The 20,214-nt window shown below is 61.5% G+C and carries 14 protein-coding genes; 5 read left to right on the top strand and 9 right to left on the bottom strand.

From position 1 onward, the window contains the following. Positions 1-2: 2 nt before the first annotated feature. From ACM6I6_RS01125 to ACM6I6_RS01110, 4 genes are all read right to left on the bottom strand, one after another. Complete coding sequence (locus tag ACM6I6_RS01125) at positions 3-1,712, bottom strand: FAD-binding protein (protein WP_274074642.1); 1,710 nt, start codon at positions 1,710-1,712, stop codon at positions 3-5. Between the two features lie 377 nt (positions 1,713-2,089). Continuing rightward, positions 2,090-3,658, bottom strand: coding sequence for an amidase (locus ACM6I6_RS01120; RefSeq protein WP_274074641.1), 1,569 nt, complete (start codon positions 3,656-3,658; stop codon positions 2,090-2,092). Between the two features lie 160 nt (positions 3,659-3,818). Next, entirely contained in the window at positions 3,819-5,471 is a 1,653-nt protein-coding gene (locus ACM6I6_RS01115; protein WP_323607342.1) for a methyl-accepting chemotaxis protein, read from the bottom strand. Between the two features lie 54 nt (positions 5,472-5,525). Continuing rightward, positions 5,526-6,959 (bottom strand): coniferyl aldehyde dehydrogenase, encoded by a 1,434-nt coding sequence (locus tag ACM6I6_RS01110; RefSeq protein WP_274074639.1) that lies wholly within the window; start codon positions 6,957-6,959, stop codon positions 5,526-5,528. Positions 6,960-7,156: 197 nt separating this feature from the next. Here ACM6I6_RS01110 and ACM6I6_RS01105 point away from each other — a divergent pair, with 197 nt between their 5' ends. From ACM6I6_RS01105 to ACM6I6_RS01085, 5 genes are read left to right on the top strand one after another with little or no spacing between them, the layout of a single operon-like run. Further along, a complete protein-coding gene (locus tag ACM6I6_RS01105; RefSeq protein ID WP_274074638.1) occupies positions 7,157-8,140 on the top strand; it encodes a flavin reductase family protein in 984 nt (327 codons plus the stop codon). Continuing rightward, positions 8,137-9,465 (top strand): spinster family MFS transporter, encoded by a 1,329-nt coding sequence (locus ACM6I6_RS01100; protein WP_274074637.1) that lies wholly within the window; start codon positions 8,137-8,139, stop codon positions 9,463-9,465. The genes ACM6I6_RS01105 and ACM6I6_RS01100 overlap by 4 nt, the downstream gene beginning before the upstream one ends. 23 nt (positions 9,466-9,488) lie before the next feature. Continuing rightward, on the top strand, positions 9,489-10,166 hold the full coding sequence (locus ACM6I6_RS01095) for a TetR/AcrR family transcriptional regulator (protein WP_274074636.1): 678 nt from the start codon (positions 9,489-9,491) through the stop codon (positions 10,164-10,166). Between the two features lie 45 nt (positions 10,167-10,211). Beyond that, positions 10,212-11,342, top strand: a complete 1,131-nt coding sequence (locus tag ACM6I6_RS01090) for a carbon-nitrogen hydrolase family protein (RefSeq protein ID WP_414919261.1) — start codon at positions 10,212-10,214, stop codon at positions 11,340-11,342. Between the two features lie 3 nt (positions 11,343-11,345). Then, the gene (locus ACM6I6_RS01085) at positions 11,346-12,401 is read left to right on the top strand and encodes an AraC family transcriptional regulator (RefSeq protein WP_274074634.1); all 1,056 of its coding nucleotides are present in this window, start codon (positions 11,346-11,348) and stop codon (positions 12,399-12,401) included. A 346-nt stretch (positions 12,402-12,747) separates the two neighbouring features. On the opposite strand, the gene ACM6I6_RS01080 is transcribed toward ACM6I6_RS01085, so the two are convergent. The 5 genes from ACM6I6_RS01080 to clpX form a co-directional block, all read right to left on the bottom strand. After that, the gene (locus tag ACM6I6_RS01080) at positions 12,748-13,599 is read right to left on the bottom strand and encodes a DUF2242 domain-containing protein (RefSeq protein WP_414919260.1); all 852 of its coding nucleotides are present in this window, start codon (positions 13,597-13,599) and stop codon (positions 12,748-12,750) included. A 193-nt stretch (positions 13,600-13,792) separates the two neighbouring features. Further along, a complete protein-coding gene (locus tag ACM6I6_RS01075; RefSeq protein WP_274074632.1) occupies positions 13,793-15,664 on the bottom strand; it encodes a SurA N-terminal domain-containing protein in 1,872 nt (623 codons plus the stop codon). A gap of 233 nt (positions 15,665-15,897) precedes the next feature. After that, positions 15,898-16,170, bottom strand: a complete 273-nt coding sequence (locus ACM6I6_RS01070; RefSeq protein WP_002552737.1) for an HU family DNA-binding protein — start codon at positions 16,168-16,170, stop codon at positions 15,898-15,900. A 149-nt stretch (positions 16,171-16,319) separates the two neighbouring features. Beyond that, positions 16,320-18,716 carry an endopeptidase La gene (gene lon / locus ACM6I6_RS01065; RefSeq protein ID WP_046817997.1) on the bottom strand — a complete coding sequence of 799 codons (2,397 nt, stop codon included), beginning with the start codon at positions 18,714-18,716 and terminating at the stop codon, positions 16,320-16,322. 161 nt (positions 18,717-18,877) lie between these two features. Next, on the bottom strand, positions 18,878-20,161 hold the full coding sequence (gene clpX / locus ACM6I6_RS01060; protein ID WP_046817996.1) for an ATP-dependent Clp protease ATP-binding subunit ClpX: 1,284 nt from the start codon (positions 20,159-20,161) through the stop codon (positions 18,878-18,880). Positions 20,162-20,214 lie beyond the last annotated feature (53 nt).

Here is a 20,214-nt window from a genome sequence, read left to right as displayed (position 1 = left end):
TCCTAACGCTGGCTGGCCAGGTGATTGGCGGCGACATAACCGAAGGTCATCGCCGGTCCCAGGGTGCCGCCGGCGCCCGGATAGCTGGTGCCCATCACCGACGCCGAGCAGTTGCCGATGGCGTACAGGCCAGCGATGGTCGAACCGTCATCGCGTACCACCTGGGCATGTTCGTTGGTCAACAGGCCGCCCTTGGTGCCGATGTCCCCGGCGTCCAGGCGCATGGCGTAGTACGGGCCTTTTTTCAAGGGTGCCAGGCAAGGATTGGGCTTGATGTTGCAGTCGCCGTAATAGCGGTCGAAGACGTTGCCGCCACGGGCGAAGTCGAGGTCCACGCCGCTCTCGGCGTAGCCGTTGACCTTGCTGACGGTGGCTTCCAGGCCAGCGCTGTCGACGCCGATCTCCCGGGCCAGGCCGGTAAGTGTGTCGGCCTTCCAGTACAGGTTGTTGAGCCATTCCTTGCGCAGGCGGCTGTCGGGCATGATCTGGCCCGGCATCAGCGGGCCCATGGCGTAGTTGAAACGGAAATGCGCGTCGAAGATTACCCAGGCCGGCACCGATTTGCCGCCGGTTTTCTGGTTGTCCTGGTGCATGGCATCGACGAATTCCAGGTACGGCGCCGCTTCGTTGACAAAGCGTTGGCCCAGGCCGTTGACCACGATGGCACCGGGGAACGCACGCTCGGCGAAGATCCCCCGGGGCTTGTCTTCACCCGGCACGGCAATGGTAGGTGCCCACCAGGCCCAATCCATCAACGCGGTGGCCGCGCCCTGGGCCATGCCAGCTTCCAGGGCTGCGCCGGTGTTGTTGCCGGGAGGCGTCGCGCTCCAGGCCTTGCGGGTCGGCTTGGGCAGGTACTGGTCGCGCAGGACCTGATTTTGTTCGAAGCCTCCGGAGGCCAGGATCACCCCCAGGCGTGCATGCAGTTGCAGCTCGGCGCCGTCACGCCGCACGGTGACGCCGGTGACCCGACCGTTATCGGTGACCAGGCCGCAGAAATCGGTGTTGAGCCACAGCGGCACGTCGCGGTCCATCAGCGAGCGGCGCAGCGAGGCCACCAATGAGTTGCCCAGGGATGCGCGGCGATCCATCTTGCTCTTGCGCCGCCATTTGAAGTCCAGCTTGTAGCGCAGCATCAGCTTCATGATCAGCAGGCGCCAGCCGAAACTGCGGGCCATGGCCTTGTGCGCATCGCGCGCGGTCCAGGCGATGCGCCCCATCAGCAGGGTTGAAGGTGACGGCTTGCGCAGGTTCGCCAGTTCATCACCCAACAGGCTGGTGTCGAACATCTCCGGGTCGAGGGTCCGCCCGCCGGGCAGCGCCCCCGGCAGGTGCGGATAATAATCTGGGTATTTCGCTGCCACCGCGTAGCGCACCCGGCTGATACGGGTGAGCTGTTCGATCATCTTCGGCGCATTGTCGAGGTAGGCACGCAGGCGCGTTTCATCGACATGTTCGCCTGCCGCGGCCTTGAGATAAGTCAGCGCCGTGGCGTAGCTGTCGTTGCCGCGCTGGCGAGCGAAGTAGTGGTTGTTGGGGATCCAGATACCGCCCCCGGAGATCGCCGAAGTGCCGCCGTACTGGTCGCTTTTCTCCAGCACCAGCACGCGCATTCCCTGGTCGGCGAGGAACACCGCCGAAGTCATCGCACCTGCGCCCGAACCAACGACGATCACGTCGTAGTGGGTCTGAGACTGAACTTGAGCCGTCATTGTTGTTATGCCATTAGCTGAGGTCAGGAAGAAACCGCCGACCACGCAGGGTGCGCTGGCGGAGTGCAGCCCCATGATCGGGGCTGCGGGGGGATGGGCTCATCGTCAAAGTGGACTAGGGGCCTGGTCGTACACACCCCCTGTCATTCCATGTGCTCACCCTGTAGCTGCCTTGCCAGCGAAGAGGTCGGCAAATCCAGCATCTCAATCGGCTGACATATCGCCTTCGCCGGCAAGCCGGCTCCTACAAGGGAACCCAATCCCGGCAACACCCAATCACACTGTAGGAGCTGGCTTGCCAGCGATGAGGCCGGCACAGCTAACATCTCCATCGCCTGACACGCCGCCATCATGAGCAGGCCCCCACAGGTATGGGATTAAAGAGCGGCGCGTCTGGCGGCCCACGGATGCGCCTGCTCCAGCTGGCTGGCCAGGCGCAGCAGTACGTCTTCGCCGCCTAAACGCGCGGTGAACATCATGCCCACCGGCAGGCCGTTGTCGCTCTGGCCCAAAGGTAGCGAGATGGCCGGCTGGCCGCTGACGTTGGCCAGCACGGTGAAGCCGGCGCTGCCCATGGCATTGTGGGCGTAGCTGTCCCAGGGCTGGTCGAGGGACAGCAGGCCGAGCTTGGGCGTGAGGCTGCCGGTGACCGGCGACAGGATCACGTCGTAGCGTTCGAAGTGCTGCTCCATGGTCGCGCCGATGTTCTCGAACGATTGGCGGGCGCGGTACAGGTCCTCGCCGCTGGTGCCCTTGGAACGCTCCAGGTTGACCAGGGTGATCTTCTCCAGATCCTGCGCCGTGGCTGCGCGGCCGAGCACCTGTTCACGGTCGTGGATCAGGGTTCGCACCGCCGTCCCGATCACCGTGCCGTGGGCGCCGAACAACTGGCGAGGATCGACCCCGAGGGTCAACTCGTCGATCTCGTGCCCAAGGGCGAGCAGTTGCTTGATGGTCTGTTCCAGGGTGGCGGCAATCGCCGGTTCCAGCGGCGCACCGGTCAGCGATTGGCGCACCACGGCTACCCGCAACTTGCCCGGTTCGCGCTGCAGCTCTTGCACATAAGGTCGTACCAAGGGTGGGCTCCAATAGGCACTTCCCGCTTCATGGCCTTGCCCGACATCGAGGAACAGCGCGGTATCGCGGACCGTGCGCGAGACCACGTTACCCACGCTGGCGCCAAACCAGCCTTCGAAATGCAGCGGTCCGCTGGGGGTGCGATAGCGACTGGGCTTAAGCCCGACCAGGCCGCAATACGAAGCCGGAATGCGGATCGAGCCGCCGCCATCGGTGGCGTGGGCCACGGGCACGATCCCCGCTGCCACCGCCGCCGCCGCGCCACCGGAGGAGCCGCCCGCACTCATGGCCAGGTTCCAGGGGTTATGGGTCTGGCCCCAGGCCAGGGATTCGGTGGTGGTGGTCAGGCCGAACTCGGGGCATGTGGTCTTGCCGAACGGCACCGCGCCGGCCTGTTCATACCGGCTGATCAGGGTACTGGTGCGGGTGGCGGGCGGTGAGTCCTTGAACATCCGGCTTCCGTTGCTGGTGACGGTCCCTTGCAGCGAGGTATTGAGGTCCTTGATCAGCAGTGGCACGCCGGCCAGGGCGCCCTGGTTTAAGGTGCCGGCCGCGCGGCGCTGGGCAAGCATGGCGCGTGCGTAGGCTTCATGCAGCATGTTCACCGCATTGACCCGGGGGTTGACCTCGTTGTAACGGGCCAGTGTCGCCGCCAGCAGGTCCTCGGCACTCAGCTCGCCACTGCGGATCGCCTGGCTCATCGCCCAGGCGTCCATGGCCTGGTAGTCGCTGGCCGAAAGCCCCGCCGCGCGGGCGTCGGCAAACCGCCCAAGAAGGCCGACGCCGACCGCCACGGCACCGGCCTTGAGCACGCTGCGGCGCGGCCAGCCAGTGGCGGAGTTGAGTGGTGCGTTTTCGTGGTTATCCATTGTAGTGATCGCGCCCTGTTTGTGGGTTATTAGAGTGTTCAGGTCTTACGCCCTGTGGGATCGAGCCTGCTCGCGAAAGCGATGGATCAGTCAACATTGATGTTGATTATGCTGGCCTCTTCGCGAGCAGGCTCGCTCCCACAGTGAATGCAGTGTCTGCTCATGCAACATTGAATCGTGCCGACAACTGATCCAGTGCCCGCGCCAGTTGCTCCAGGTCCGCGGCGGCCACCGCGCTGCGCCCGGCATTGGCCGACAGCGCACCGGTGCCGCTGGAAACGCTCTCGACCCTGGCGACCATTTCCCGAGTGACCCGCACCTGTTCGGTGATCACCGTGGCGATGGTGTCCACGCTGCGGATCACATCATCGGTGCCGCTGCGAATCTGCGCCACCGAATCGCCGGCCTCATGGGCCAGGTTGACGCCGTCACGCACCCGGCTGACCACCCGCCCCATGCCGTCGACCACCGCCAGCGTGCCTTCCTGGATGCGCTGCACGGTGAGATCGATTTCGCCAATCGAGCTGGCGGTGCGTTGGGCCAACAGGCGAACTTCGTCGGCGACCACGGCAAACCCGCGCCCCGCCTCCCCTGCCCGCGCGGCCTCGATGGCGGCGTTCAACGCCAGCAGGTTGGTTTGCTCGGCAATGCTGCGAATAACCTTGAGCACGTGGCTGATCTCCCCGGAGAACCCTTCCAGCTGGCGAATGTGCACGGCAGTGTCACTGATCACGTCGCTGATGCGGTTCATCTCCTGGGCCATGTCGCGAATAAATTCCTCGCTCTTGCCCGAGCGCCGCGCCGAATGCTGGGTGATGTCGCGAGACACGCCGACATGGTTTTCCACTTCGCTGATCGACCCCGAGAGGTCCTCCACCGCCCGGGAAATCCCGCGCACCGCGTCCGCCTGTTGCTGGGTGGCCGTAGAAGCCGACTCCGCCGACTCAGCCATGTGCGCCGCTTCGTGACTGACCCGCTGCACCAGCTCGCGCATCTGTGAAATGAGCCCGTGCAGGCCGTCACGCATCAGCGCAATGTCGCGCAGCATCAGCGCGAACTCGTCGCCGCCCTTGATCTCGATTGGTTGCACCAGATCGCCACTGGCGATGGCCCGCACGCAGGCACCGGCCTGGGCAAAGGCACGCTTGAGCCGACGCAGCGTGGAAAACGCGGTGAGGCTGCCCACCAGGCCGCCTACCACCGCCAGTGCCAGGTAAGCCAGCAACGTCGAACGATAGCGGTACTGCGCCGCCTCGTAGGCCTGCGCAGCGCGCAGCTTCTGCAAGGCCTGCAGCTTGCTCAGCTCAGCCACGGCGGCATTGCCCCGGGGCTCGGCCATGCGCAGAAAGGACAGAATGCCCGGCAGGCGAAAATCGCCGACGCGAAAGGATTCCAGAAGGATGCCCAACTCGTCCTGCCATGCCCGGTAATGCTGGTCGAACGCATCAGCCGCCTGCTGCTCTTCGCCACTCAATGAGCGTTGGCGATAGCTCGCCCAAATCTTCGCCAGTGCCACATTGTTACTCTCGATGGCACTCAGGGTGGCTTCCACCGGACGGTCAAACGCCGCCACCAGCGAGCCTTCCGGGTCTTGCTGGATCGCCAGCAGAACCTGGCGACGACTTTCACCGAGGCGATGTTCGATGTCACCAAACATCAACAAGGTCGCCAGGTTGTCCTCGTTGATGGCCCGCAGGCTGTCGCGCGCCTGCTGCAAACCGTAGGCGCCGAACAGTACCGCCAGGGCAAACAACAAGGTGGCCAACAGCGCCCAGAGCCACAGGCGCTGGGCGATCGTAATTGCCTTGAACATGATCAATGGCCTGTCCCCTGGAGCGGATGGGGCGCAAGGTACCCCAGCCTGGAATTAGTCGCGAGTGACCCCGGCCAGCATCGCCGCCAGAAAGTGCTCGCCATAGGGCGGCAACAGGCCCCATTCCCGGCGCGGGTCGTGGGCCGAGGCCTTGAACACCGTGCGCAGGTGACTGAATTCGAGAAAGCCTTCGCGGCCATGGTAATGGCCCATGCCCGAGGCACCGATACCACCGAACGGCGCATCGTGCAGGGCGGCATGCATCATCACATCGTTGATCGTGACCCCGCCGGACAGGGTGTGCTCGAGCACATGACGTTGCTCCTGTGCATCCTCGCCGAAGTAGTACAGCGCCAACGGACGTGGCCCTGCGTTGATTTGTGCGATGACCTGATCGAGCTCGTCATAACCCAGCACGACCATGGCCGGGCCAAAGATTTCCTCGTGCATGATCAGGCTGTCCTGGGCCGGATCCACCACCACCCGCAGCGGACGACGCCGATCCTGGGGATCCACCGCGAGGGGTTCGGGCAGGCACTCGATGCGAGTACCGCGCGATTGCGCATCCTCGACCAGGCCCTCGACCCGCTCCAGATGGCGCTGGTTGACCACTGCCACCACATCCGGGTTGCCAGCCACCGTCGGGATGAGATCGCGATAAGCGCCTCGCAATGCATCGAGGAAAGACTCGAGGCGGGCCTTGGGCACAAACACCAGGTCCGGGGTGATACAGATCTGTCCGCCATTGCCGGCCTTGCCTGCGGCGATGCTGAAGGCGGCCTTGTTCAGGTCGGCGCTGGACGAGACGATCACCGGCGACTTGCCACCCAGCTCCAGGGTCACCGGCACCAGGTTTTTCGCGGCATTGCCCATTACCCGCCGGCCAATCGCCGTGCTGCCGGTAAACACCAGATGATCAAAAGGCTGGCTGCTGAACGCCTCGCCCAACTCCGGGCCGCCATTGACCACGGCCACCACCAGCGGGTCGAGGTGTTCGGCGCACAGGCGCGCCACCAGTTCAGCGGTGCGCGGCACCACTTCCGACGGTTTGAGGATGGCCCGGTTGCCCGCTGCCAGCGCCGAGGCCAGAGGACTGAACAAGGTGTACAGCGGGGCGTTCCAGGTGCCGAGGATGCCCACCGTGCCTTTGGGCTGGTGCATGACCCAGGCCCTGGCGCCGAGCTGGTCATAGGGGGCAAACATTTCCCGCGGCTCGTCCTGCATCCACCCTTGCAGATGATCGCGGGCATATTTGAGCGAAGCCAGTGAACCCAGCACGTCATTCATCAGGGAAAAGCCGGCGGGCCGTCCGCCAAAGTCCTGGTCGATCGCCGTGGTCAATGCCCCGTGGTTGTCGACCAGCAGGTCGATCACTTGCTGCAGGCGCTGGCGGCGGGTGTCGACGCTGACACTGCCGGCGCCGGCAAAGGCTTCTTTCTGGCGCGCAAGCAGGCTGGAAAGGTCGTCCGAAGACGTGGCTGAACTCATTGTTATCCCCTTGCAGGTTGGCTCGATGGCCGGTGAGCGCCCGATGCGCCTGGCGCCACCCTAGCCTCGCACACGCCTGCGCCGCCTCGTCCAATCGGACGAGGCGGTGCATTAGCGTTAGTCCGTTGAGACGATGTTCAAGGCCTGCAAACGTCCAATACTGGCCATACGAAAACCTCCACCCCATGAGGCCAGTCATGGCAATGCAAAATATCAGCTTCGATCCCCAGGCATTTCGCGCCGCGCTCGGCACGTTCACCACCGGGGTCACGATCATCACCACCCAGACCGAAGACGGCTCGCCCGTGGGCATCACCGCCAACAGTTTCAACTCGGTGTCGCTCAACCCGCCGCTGGTGCTCTGGAGCCTGTCCAAGCAAGCGCGCAGCCTGCCGATCTTCAGCAGCGGCAAGCACTGGAACGTGCACGTGCTGTCCACGGAGCAGGAGACCCTGTCGGGACGATTCGCCACCCAGGGCGAGGACAAGTTCGCCGAGATCCAACTGGACAATGGCATCAGCGAGGCACCGTTGCTGCAGGATTGCACGGCGCGCTTCCAGTGCCGCACCGCGTTCCAGTACGAAGGTGGCGACCATGTGATTTTCGTCGGCGAAGTCCTCGCCTTCGATCACAGCGACCGCGCGCCGTTGGCGTTCCAGAGCGGCCAATATGCCCTGGCCACGCGCAAGCCCCGCAGCGAACTGCGCCTGGCGACCACGCCGCCACCGCCCGAGTGCAGCTACACAGAGGACTTGCTCGGCTACCTGCTGGGGCGCGGCCATTACCAGGCGCTCAATGCCCTGCGCCAACTGCTGAACAGCCAGCAGCTGGACGAACAGACGTTCTTCGTCCTGTCGATCCTGTGTATCCGCGACAACATGACGCTGGAGGAGATCAACACCTTCGTCACCTACACCGGCCGCGAAGTGACGCTGGCCAGCATGCGTTTTCTCGAGCGCCAGCGCCTGGTGGCCTTCGAAGGGCCGGCACAAGCGCCGCGTTTTGTCCTCACCGCCCAGGGCCGCGAAGTTTCGTTGCATCAGCTGGCGCTGGCCAAGGCCGTGGAAGAAGACCTGTCGGCCAAGCTCGGCGCCGCCGATGCCCAAGCCTTGAAGGTGTTGCTCAAGCGCCTGATTCACGTGAGCGACCCGGGCCTGCCTGACCTGTGGGCGCCGCGATGACCGCTCGCGCAAGTACGCTGCCGGCCGCCACGGTCGGCTGGGGCAGCCATGGCCTGCTGTTGCTGCTGGCCATGGTGTTTGCCGACAACTTTGTCGGGCGCCAGATACTCGCGGTCATGGTCGAACCGATCAAGGCCGAATTCGGCGTCAGCGACACGGCCATCGGCTTGATCTCTGGCTTGGCGTTCGCGGCCGTCTATGCACTCATGGGCCTGCCGGCCGGGCGGCTGGTGGACCGCATGCCGCGTATCCGCCTGCTGGCCATGTCCTGCCTGCTCTGGGCCGTGGCCACCATGGCGTGCGGGCTGGCGGGCAGCTTCCTGGCGCTGGCCGTTGCGCGAATGCTGGTGGCCATCAGCGAATCGCCGACCACTTCGGCCTCGCTTTCGTTGATCGCCGACCTGTATCCGGCCCATCGTCGCTCCTTCGCCATCAGTTGTTTTACCGCGGCGCCGACCTTTTCCTCGATCATCGGTTTGAGTATCGGTGCCTGGGTGGTCGAGCACTATGGCTGGCGCACGGCGTTCATTGCCCTGGGCATGCCGGCCCTGGTGTTTTGCACCCTCCTGGCGTTTTTCGTGCGCGAGCCGCAGCGTGGCCGCTGGGACCTCACGCCACACACCCACACAGCGCCCGCGCTGCTTGGCATGGGCGCCGAAGCCCGCAAGCTCTGGGCATTGCCGGCCTACCGCTGCCTGATTCTCGCGGGCGGCCTGACCACGCTCAGCTCCTATGCCATTGCCATGTGGAACACCAGTTTCCTGGTGCGCTCCCACGGCTTGTCACTGCAACACGCCGGCTTGCTGGCGGGGGTGATCTGCGGGACCTCGGCCGGGATCGGTGGTCTGTTCAGTGGCTGGTTGAGCGACCGCCTGTGCCGTCGCGATCCCCATTGGCAGGTGTCCATTCCCGTAGTGGGCCACCTCGCGGCCACCTGCGCCCTGGTCCCCTATCTACTGTGGTCCGACTCCGTGCTGGTGCATCTGGGCGACGTGCCGATCCCAGACGCCATGCTCTGGTGTGCGCTGTATTCCTTTTTTGCCGTGTGGTGGGTCGCGCCCTCCTACAACCTCGTCACGCAACTGGTGCCAGCGGGTAGGCGCGGTACCGCCATGGCGCTGCAAACCATCGTCAGCACGCTGCTCGGTATTGGCGTCGGCCCCTTGTTGACCGGCTTGTGCAGCGACATGTTGCTACCGCTGTTTGGCCAGGAGTCATTGCGCTATGCATTGCTGCTGGTGAACCTTCCAGTAATTTGTGCGGTGCTGCTGCTGATGCGCACGGCGCACCATGCTCGCGCAACAGGCTATCGCCACGCGGGATAATTTTTCCAGTTGACGGGACATCCATGCCAACCACCAGCGCATCAGCCAATCCAGTACACAGCGCCCGCGATCGACTGCTGGACGCGGCACTCGAACTCTTCGCCACCCACGGCTATCAGGCCATCGGCTTGCGCGACCTGGCGAGCTACCTGGGGTTGCATGCCGGGTCGCTCTACCACCACATCGAAAACAAGCAGGCCTTGTTGTTCGAACTCATCGAGTCGGCCTTGTCGGACCTGCTGCTGGACACGCTGCGGCGAATGAAAGGCGCACGCAACGCTCGTGCACGTCTGCGGCTATTCATCCAGGCTTTCGTCGCTTTCAACTGTAATGAAAAATACAGACTGACGCTGGTCACCCGTGAGTTCACCAACCTGAACGAAGAACAGAAGAAGCAGGTGATCCAGCTGAAAAACCGCTACGCCGCTCTCTTGAACGCCATCATCACTGACAGCTACGGCGAGAAAGGCGCGGCCTGTGCAGACATCTGCCCGACCACCAGTGCTGTCATTGCCATGCTGTTTGGCCAGTCGCAGTGGTATACCCTCGAGACCAGCGAAGCACAGCTGACAGAAACACTGACAGAGGTAGTGGCGTGCATTATCGCCAACAACCAGAAGACCAAAACACCTGCGACGCGGCCAATAACGCGAGGCGCTGTCAATTTTCCCCACCCACCGCCTGATTCGCTTTATCCTTGACGCAAATCGATGACAAGCCTGTAGAGGGCTATTGACTGTTCCCCCATGCGCAAACTTTTGTACCTGACGTTCTCCATGGCGCTTGTCGCCGCTCTTACGACCTACGCAATGTGGGCCGCGGATCGCCCGACGGGGCTGTACCTCTCGGATCTGCGGATCGATGTCGCCGTCGACCAGGGCACGCCCGCTGACCGCGGCAACTTGCTGGGCATCCAGCCCGAGCTGTTTCCCACCGACTACCAAAGCCCCGAACGCTTGCACCGCAAACTCGCCGCCTACTTGCAGAAGGCCCGGGACCAGGGGCTGTTGAATGAAAAAACCATCGTCGTATTGCCCGAACATGTCGGCACCTGGCTGATGGTCAGCGGCGAAAAGGACGAGTTGTACCAGGCCGGCACGTTCAAGGAAGCCATGAACTGGCTGGCCGTGAGCAACCCGCTGAAGTTCGTCCGCGCGCTGATTGGCGCCGAGGGCGAGAGCCGTATCGACGACGCGCACCTGCGCATGAAAGCCAAAGGCATGGCCAAGGATTACCAGGCGTTGTTCGGCGGACTGGCCAAGGAGTTTGACGTCACCCTGGTGGCCGGCTCCATCGTGCTGCCCGACCCCAGTGTCGTCGACGGCACGTTGAAAATCGGCCGTGGCGCGTTGTTCAACAGCAGCGTGGTGTTCGGCCGCGATGGCCTGCCCATCGGCCAACCCCAGCGCCAGATGTATCCGGTGTTCGAACAGCAGGAGGCGATCAAGGCCAACGGCGAACACAGGCTCAATGTCGTCGACACCCCGGCCGGGCGCCTGGGCGTGCTGATCGGCAGCGACAGCTGGTACCCGGACAACTACCGCAAACTCGATACTCAACAGGTACAGCTGGTTGCTGTCCCGGCGTTTGTCTCCGGTCGCGGTACCTGGGACCAGCCGTGGCGTGGCTACAAGGACTCATCGACACCCGCCTCCGTCAGCCTCAAGGCCGGGGAAGTCAGTGAAGGCCAGGCCTGGCAGCGCCTGAACCTGAGCACTCAAGCACCCGCCAGCCAGGCCATCGCCGGCATCAATGTATTCCTGCGTGGACAGTTCTGGGATCAGGGCAGCGCCGGGCAGAGTTTTCTCAGCAGCAACGGCCGGCATTTCGCCGACGGCAAGGCCCGCGGTGCGCGTCTGCTGAATCTTTGGCTGTAGGCCATGAAACCCACCCCCATGCGCCTGGGTGATCTGTCGGTGGGTTTTGTTCACAGCCTGGCCGACGCCGTGCGCAGCCACGGCACAGACCCGCAACCACTGCTCGAGCAATACGGCCTGGATGCGGCCCGGTTGAGTGAAGCCGGTGCCCGTCTCTCGATCCCGCGCTACATGCGCCTGGGCCACGCGGCCATCCAGTTGACCGGCAACCCGGCGCTCGGCTTGCAGATGGGCCTGCTCAGTCGCCTGAGCCAGGCCGGCCTTGCCGGCGTGACTGCCGCCCAGGCGCCGACGGTGCGCGAGGCGGCGCGCTGCCTGATTCGATTCGAAGCCTTGTATGGCTCCAACTATCGCGGTCAATCGAGCTTTCACGAAGATGCCCAGGGTGCCTGGTTGCGCTTCTATTCCATCAGCCCCTACAACAGCTACAACCGCTTCGTGGTGGATTCGATCATCTGTGGCTGGTTGCAGCAATTGTCCAGCGTCAGCCCTGCCCCGCTGCGCGCCGAACGCATCGACATCGAGTTCGAGGATCCCGGTTACCGCGCGGCCTACGAGGTGCTGGGCGACTGCCCGATCCAGTTTGGCGCCGAGCACAATCAACTGCGCCTGAGCCTGGCCAGCCTTGCCCAGCGCAACCCCGAGCATTGCCCGAGCACCTGGCGCCACTTGTTGAAGTTGTGTGAGCGAGAGCTGGAGCAGCTGACACGCACCCGCAGCCTGGGTGAACGCATCACTCAATTGCTGGGGCCGTTGCTCAATGGTGGCCGGGAACCCGACCTGGAAGAAGTGGCGGCACGCCTGAAGCTGCCGGTCTGGACCTTGCGCCGCAAGCTCGCCGAAGAAGGCACGCAGTTTCGTGCGATCCTCAACGACACCCGTCGCGACCTGGCCATGACCTACATCCGCGATACCGAACTGGCGTTCGGCGAAATCGCCTATCTGCTGGGCTTTGCCTCAGCCGAAGCCTTTCAACGCGCCTTCAAGCGCTGGACCGCCCAGACGCCCGGCGAGTTTCGCCGTAGTCGCAGAGAGACAGCCATCAGCAGCAAGCTTTAAGTTGAACGTTAAAGCTCGGTCGCGTCTTCGGCGGGTTCCAGTGGGTCCAGTTCAAACGCCTGATACTCGAGCAGTTCTTCTTGATAATCGTCCATTTTCGAATCCCCCACAGCTCATGAAAAAACGTCTGAATAAATGACCAGCGCCTTGAGCCTAAAGTGCCCACGTGAAAAAAAAATGACGCGGACACGACAGTTCGTCGCTTACAGATAAAACGTAGCAGGCGGGAGGGAATTTATCACAGGATTTTTTTGCTGCAGGCCGCAGGACGACGGTCTGTTTGACGCGGGTCAATCTTTGTAGCGGTGACGGGGCCGGCGCGAAGTCGCCTGGCCCCGTGGCGCAATCACTGGCCAGTGACGGGCATGGCCTGGATCGGCTCCGCAGGTGGCGACATGTCGCTCGGGTTGGCGGGTGGCGTGATGCTTTCCGTGGAAGGCGTTGGCTCAGCGTTTGGGGACGAGGAAATCGGTGCGGCCTCAGGCGGCGGCGCAACCGGCTCGGAAGCGGCTGGAGCGACTTCAGGGGCCTTGGCGGCTTCTGGCGCCGGGGCAGGCTCTGGTGCAGATTCCGGTGCCAACGGCGCTGGCGCCGGTGCCGGTGCCGGCTTCGGCTCGGGCACGCCCAGGTCGGTTTTCGGCTTGTCGGGGATGTGCGCCGCGGCTTTCACTTCCTTGGGCAGGAACAGCTCGACCAGGGCGAAGAAACGCTCGTAGAACTTCGCCGAGGTGACGGTTTCGCTCGCGACCTTGACCATCGAGTCGTCCGACGAGCCGATCGGCATCGACACCGAGCCCAGCACACCGACACCGAGGCTGGCCGAGTTGTTGGTTTTCTTCAGCGCGTACTTGTCCTGCAGGGCGTTGGCGAACACGGTGGCATGGTGCTCCGTCGTGCCGTCTTCGGTGCAGACCACGCTGAAACTGATTTCCATGTGGTTTTCGCCGGTCTGCTGGAAGCTCTTGTGCCCACTGACCAGCTTCGGATCACTGCTGGTGATGATATAGCCCTGGCTCAGCAAGGCTCGACGAGCCGCTTCACAGGAGGCCGAATCGGTCACCGGATAGTTGCGGGAAAAGGTTCCGGAATCATCGAAGTTCTCATGCTCGTAGATGGCGGCTTTCTTCGACGAACAACCGGCAGCAGCAGCCAGCACCAAGGCCAGCCCGACAACCCGCATGGGAATTGATTTAAACATTGAACATCCTGAGAGAAACGGTTCGGGGCGTATTGTGCAACAGATCGATGCTTAGCGGCGTACCGATTGTGTCTTAAAACAGTTACAGGGGTGTTGACCCGATGGTCGGGAGAAAATTACCCCGCCTCGTGCAATACAGGCGAAAAAAAACCCCGGCCTAACGGCCGGGGTCTTCATATCACGCGGACTGAGATCAGAAACGCTTGATCTCGGCCTGGCTTTCCAGCTGCTTGCGGTAAGCCGCGAAGTCTTGCTGGCCAACGCGCGAAGCGAGGAAGCGACGGTATTGAGCCTTCTCTTCTTCGGTCGGCGTGGCGGCCTCGTTCACACCGTTCAGACGCACGATCATCAGGCTGCCATCAGGCAAGGTGACGCTGCTGAAAGTCGGCTTGTCCTTGGCGGCAGGCTTGGGCATGCGGAACAGCGCCTGCAGCACAGCCGGGTCAACGCCTTCCTGAGCGCGGGTCGCAGCTTCGGTAACCTTCCAGCTCTGACCGTCGATCGGCTTGTCCAGAGGGGTCTTGCCATCACGCAGGCTGGCAATCAGCTCGTCAGCACGGGTCTTGGCGGCAGCAATGGCGTGCTCCTTGGCCAATTGCATGCGGATCGGACCTTCCACCTTTTCCAGTGGCAGTTGCTCAGGCTTGAGGTGCTCCTTGGCACGCAACACGATCACGGTGTCGGGGTCGAGCTCGATGGCGGTGCTGTTGGCACTCTCATCGAGTACTTCCGGGCTGAACGCTGCGGTGATCACGGCACGGTTGGCCGCAATGCCTTCGCCACCTTCACGGCCGAATGGCGCGGAAGTATGAACGGTCAGCTTCAAGTCCTGCGCAGGCTGGACCAGATCGGAGGCTTCGAACGCGGCGTCTTCCAGTTGCTTGGTCGCTTCGACGAAACGCTGCTCGACCTGCTGAGCCTTCAATTCGCGGGTCAGCTTGTCTTTCAGGCTGGCCAACGTCGGCACTTCAGGCGCTTCCACGCCCAACAGCTTGATCAGGTGGAAACCGAAGTCGGTGCGAACCGGCTCGGAAACCTGGTCCTGGGCCAACGCATACAGGGCTTTCTCGAACGCCGGGTCATAGACGCCAGGACCTGCGTAGCCCAGGTCACCGCCGTTATTCGCCGAACCCGGGTCCTGGGAGAATTCCTTGGCCAGGGCGTCGAACTGCTCACCCTTGTCCAGGCGGGCCTTGATCTCTTCGATCTTGGCCTTGGCCTGCGCTTCGGTGGTCTTGTCGTTCACTTCGACCAGAATGTGCGCAGCCCGGCGTTGCTCGGACAGGTTCGCGGTTTCTTTCTGATACGCCGCTTGCAGGTCTTCGTCCTTGACGCTGACCTGATCAAAGAAGGAAGCCTTCTTCAACTCCAGGTAATCGATGACCACCTGATCCGGCGTCATGAATTCCTTGGCGTGCTCGTCGTAGTAGGCCTTGACCTCTTCGTCGGTCAGCTTCACGGTCGACGGGTCGACCTTGATGTTCAGGGAAGCGAAATCGCGGGTCTGTTTTTCCAGACGGGCGAAGGCCAGGACCTGGGCATCGGTAACAAAACCGCTACCCGCCACACCGGCGCGCAGTTGCCCGATCAGCATTTCCTGAGCCAGCATCTGGCGGAACTGCATGCGGCTGTAGCCGAGCTGACGAATCACCTGGTCGAAACGCTCAGCGCTGAACTTGCCATCCACCTGGAATTCAGGTGTTTGCAGGATGACCTGGTCCAGCGCCGCTTCGGAGAAAGCGAATTTGGAGTTTTCTGCGCCTTGCAGCAGCAGTTTGCGGTCGATCAGGCCTTTGAGGGCCGATTCGCGCAGCATTTTTTCGTCGAGCAAAGAGGCGTCGAAATCCTTGCCCAGCTGTTGCATGAGTTGACGGCGTTGCATATCGACCGCCTGGCTCAGCTCGTTCTGGCTGATTTCTTCACCATTGACCTTCGCCGCTTCGTTCTTGCTCGTCGTGGCCTGGAAAATGGCGTCGAAACCGGTCAAGGCCATCAGTGCAACGATGACCCCGATAATGGTCTTGGCAATCCAGCCTTGTGAATTGTCCCTGATATTTTGCAGCATGCGTCCCCCATAAACGGTTGAACTTCAAAATTAGGCAACCGTGGAGCGTGGGTAGAATCCGGATAGAAGAAAGGCGCATCCGAGGATGCGCCTTCTCGTAACTGGCGGAGCGGACCGATGACTCGTCTTGACAAGCCTCGGCGTCTCGGACCGGCGAACTGCCGACTGGACTACCGCTCCGCTGCCAGGTCAGGCTTGACCCCGACCCGGATAGGCAAAAACCTGAATGGAACTTAGTTGACAGCTTCTTTCAGTGCTTTACCGGCTTTGAAACCTGGTTTTTTGGCAGCTGCGATTTCCAGCGTCTTACCGGTCTGTGGGTTACGACCGATGCGAGCTGGACGATCAGTTACGGAGAAGGTACCGAAACCAACCAGAACCACGGAGTCGCCAGCCTTGAGAGCGCCAGTGACGGATTCGATTACAGCGTCCAGCGCACGGCCAGCAGCAGCTTTCGGGATATCAGCGGATGCAGCGATAGCATCAATCAGTTCCGACTTGTTCACTCTAAGTCCCCTTATATCTATTTGAGTATGATTCTAAGTTTTTTTGGTGAAAGCAAAAACGAGTGCTGAATGGCCTACAGACACTTAAGAGCCGCTTTATAACAAGGGCTCTAAAAAGCTGTCAAGGAAGCCCCCCAGGCAAATACGTACTAATGCGTGCTAATTCTTTCCTTAGAATCTGCGTCACGTTTCTCATCCTTCGCGACTATCTCCGGAGCCACATCCGGTAAGGGCTCCGGGGCGTATTGCAGCGCAATTTGCAGGACCTCGTCAATCCATTTAACTGGTTTAATCTGAAGATCTTGCTTGATATTGTCCGGAATTTCCTTCAAATCGCGAACATTCTCTTCAGGAATGATCACGGTCTTGATTCCGCCACGATGCGCGGCCAGCAGTTTTTCCTTCAAGCCGCCAATCGCCAATACCTGGCCACGCAGGGTAATTTCACCCGTCATGGCAACATCTGCACGTACCGGGATGCCGGTCAGTGCCGAGACCAATGCCGTGCACATGCCCACGCCGGCGCTAGGGCCGTCTTTCGGGGTCGCGCCTTCCGGCATGTGGATGTGCGTGTCGCGCTTCTCGTGGAAGTCCAGGGGAATGCCCAGGCTCTTGGCCCGGCTGCGCACAACGGTCAGGGCTGCGGTGATCGATTCGACCATCACGTCACCCAGGGAACCGGTCTTGATCAGCTGGCCTTTACCCGGTACGACAGCGGCTTCGATGGTCAGCAATTCACCGCCCACCTGCGTCCACGCCAGGCCGGTCACCTGACCGATCTGGTCCTGCTGCTCTGCCAGGCCGTAGCGGAATTTACGCACGCCCAGGAAGTGTTCCAGATCGTCCGCAGTGACCTTCACAGAGAAGCGTTTTTCCAGCGCATGCTCTTTGACCGCCTTGCGGCAGACCTTGGCAATCTGGCGCTCCAAGCCCCGTACACCGGCTTCGCGGGTGTAGTAGCGGATGATGTCGCGGATCGCTTCGGCGTCGAATTCCAGCTCGCCTTTCTTCAGGCCGTTGGCCGTGATCTGCTTGGGCGAGAGGTACTTGACGGCGATGTTGATCTTCTCGTCTTCGGTGTAGCCCGGCAGACGAATCACTTCCATCCGGTCCAGCAGCGCCGGTGGAATGTTCATGGAGTTGGAGGTGCACAGGAACATCACATCGGACAGGTCGTAATCGACTTCCAGATAGTGATCGTTGAAGTTGTGGTTCTGCTCCGGATCGAGCACTTCCAGCAACGCCGACGCCGGATCGCCACGCATGTCGCTGCCCATCTTGTCGATTTCATCGAGCAGGAACAGCGGGTTGCGCACACCCACCTTTGTCATCTTTTGAATCAATCTTCCAGGCATCGAACCGATGTAAGTACGGCGATGACCACGAATTTCCGCTTCATCGCGCACGCCGCCGAGGGCCATGCGCACGAATTTACGGTTGGTGGCGTGGGCAATGGACTCCGCCAGCGAGGTTTTACCCACCCCGGGAGGACCTACCAGGCACAACACCGGACCACGAATCTTCTTCACGCGCTTCTGCACGGCGAGGTATTCGAGAATGCGTTCCTTGACCTCTTCGAGGCCGTAGTGATCGGCGTCGAGAATGTCTTCTGCGCGAGCCAGGTCAAGGCGCACTTTACTCTGGGCCTTCCACGGCACCTGGACCAGCCAGTCGATGTAGGAACGCACCACAGTCGCTTCGGCGGACATCGGCGACATCTGCTTGAGCTTGTTCAGCTCGGCCGTCGCCTTGGCCAGGGCGTCTTTCGGCAGGCCGGCGGCATCGATGCGCTTTTTCAGCTCTTCGACTTCGTTATGCCCTTCGTCGCTGTCACCGAGCTCTTTCTGAATGGCCTTCATCTGCTCATTCAGGTAGTACTCGCGCTGACTGCGCTCCATTTGCTTTTTGACACGACCGCGGATGCGTTTTTCGACCTGCAGCAGGTCGATCTCGGCATCCAGCAAGGCCAGCACGTGCTCGACACGGGCCGACAAATCGATGATTTCGAGAATTTCCTGCTTCTGCTCGATTTTCAGCGCCATGTGCGCGGCCATGGTGTCGACCAGGCGGCCTGGCTCATCGATGCTGTTGAGCGACGACAGGACCTCAGCCGGGACTTTCTTGCCCAACTGCACATATTGTTCGAACTGCGACAGCAGGCTGCGCACGAACACTTCCGACTCGCGCTCAGGCGCATCGACCTCGTCGATCAACGACACTTCAGCGCGGCAGTGGCCGTCCACTTCGCTGAAGCGCTCCACGGCGCCACGCTGCTCGCCTTCGACCAGAACCTTGACCGTGCCGTCAGGCAGCTTGAGCAGCTGCAGAACGGTCGCAATCGTACCTACGCGATAAAGTGCGTCTTCGCCGGGATCGTCGTCAGCAGGGTTTCTCTGGGCCAGCAGAAGGATCTGCTTGTCGCCCGTCATCGCGGCCTCGAGGGCTTCGATGGATTTCTCGCGCCCCACGAACAGCGGGATAACCATGTGCGGATAAACCACGACATCACGCAATGGCAGGAGAGGCAATTCGATGGTTGTCTTCATGATTTCGCCTCTACGGCGGCCATAAGGCCGGAAACAGATGGATGTAAGCTTGAAACCAAGATGGGGGCTGCCTTGAAAAAAAACAAGCACAAAGACAGTGTTAAAAAGTGCAAAAAGCAAAGGGGCCCGAAGGCCCCTTCTTTGTACCGGCTGCGTGACGCTTAGGCGTCTGGCGCGGCCTTGGCAGCAGGCTCACTGTTTTCATAGATATACAGCGGCTTGGACTTGCCTTCTATAACGCTTTCGTCGATCACCACTTTACTCACCTCGGACTGCGAGGGGATTTCATACATGGTGTCGAGCAGTACACCTTCGAGAATCGAACGCAGGCCACGGGCACCGGTCTTGCGTTCCAGGGCACGTTTTGCGACCGATTTCAGTGCGTCGGCACGGAATTCCAGGTCTACGCCTTCCATCTCGAACAACTTGGCATATTGCTTGGTCAGTGCGTTTTTCGGCTCGGTGAGGATCTGCATCAACGCAGCCTCATCAAGCTCGTCCAGCGTGGCCAGGACCGGCAGACGACCGACGAATTCCGGGATCAGACCGAACTTGACCAGATCGTCAGGCTCGACTTCACGCAGGGACTCACCGACTTTCTTGCCTTCTTCCTTGCTGCGCACTTCTGCACCGAAACCGATGCCGCCTTTGGTGGAACGGTTTTGAATAACCTTTTCCAGACCAGAGAACGCACCACCGCAGATGAACAGGATGTTACGGGTGTCGACCTGAAGGAATTCCTGCTGCGGATGCTTGCGACCACCTTGAGGTGGAACGGAAGCGACCGTACCTTCGATCAACTTGAGCAGGGCCTGCTGCACGCCTTCACCGGAAACGTCCCGGGTGATCGACGGGTTGTCGGATTTGCGCGAGATCTTGTCGATCTCATCGATGTAGACAATGCCCATCTGGGCCTTTTCCACGTCGTAATCGCACTTCTGCAACAGCTTCTGAATGATGTTCTCGACATCTTCACCCACGTAACCCGCCTCGGTGAGGGTGGTTGCGTCGGCAATGGTGAACGGAACGTTCAGCAAGCGGGCCAGTGTTTCGGCAAGCAGGGTTTTACCCGAGCCTGTCGGGCCGATCAGCAAGATGTTGCTCTTGCCGAGCTCGACGTCGTCGCTCTTCTTGTCACGCTGGTTAAGACGCTTGTAGTGGTTGTACACCGCTACGGCCAGAACCTTTTTCGCACGCTCCTGACCAATCACATACTGATCAAGGATGCCGCTGATTTCTTTAGGCGAAGGCAATTTATGCGCGCTGCTCTCGGCCTGGGCTTCCTGCACCTCCTCACGGATGATGTCATTGCACAGGTCGACGCACTCGTCGCAGATAAAGACCGAGGGGCCGGCAATCAATTTGCGCACTTCATGCTGGCTTTTGCCACAGAAGGAGCAATAGAGCAGCTTGCCGTTGTCCTCGCCGTTGCGGGTGTCAGTCATTCGTTCGATCCAAATCCGATAGGCTTGCAACACAAGATGAAGGCTATTGCGGG

This window comes from Pseudomonas sp. IT-P218 (assembly GCF_949767605.1).
Classification (GTDB): domain Bacteria; phylum Pseudomonadota; class Gammaproteobacteria; order Pseudomonadales; family Pseudomonadaceae; genus Aquipseudomonas; species Aquipseudomonas putida_AE.
Note: the sequence above shows the minus strand (reverse complement) of the source record. Positions and strands in the feature narration are given on the sequence as shown.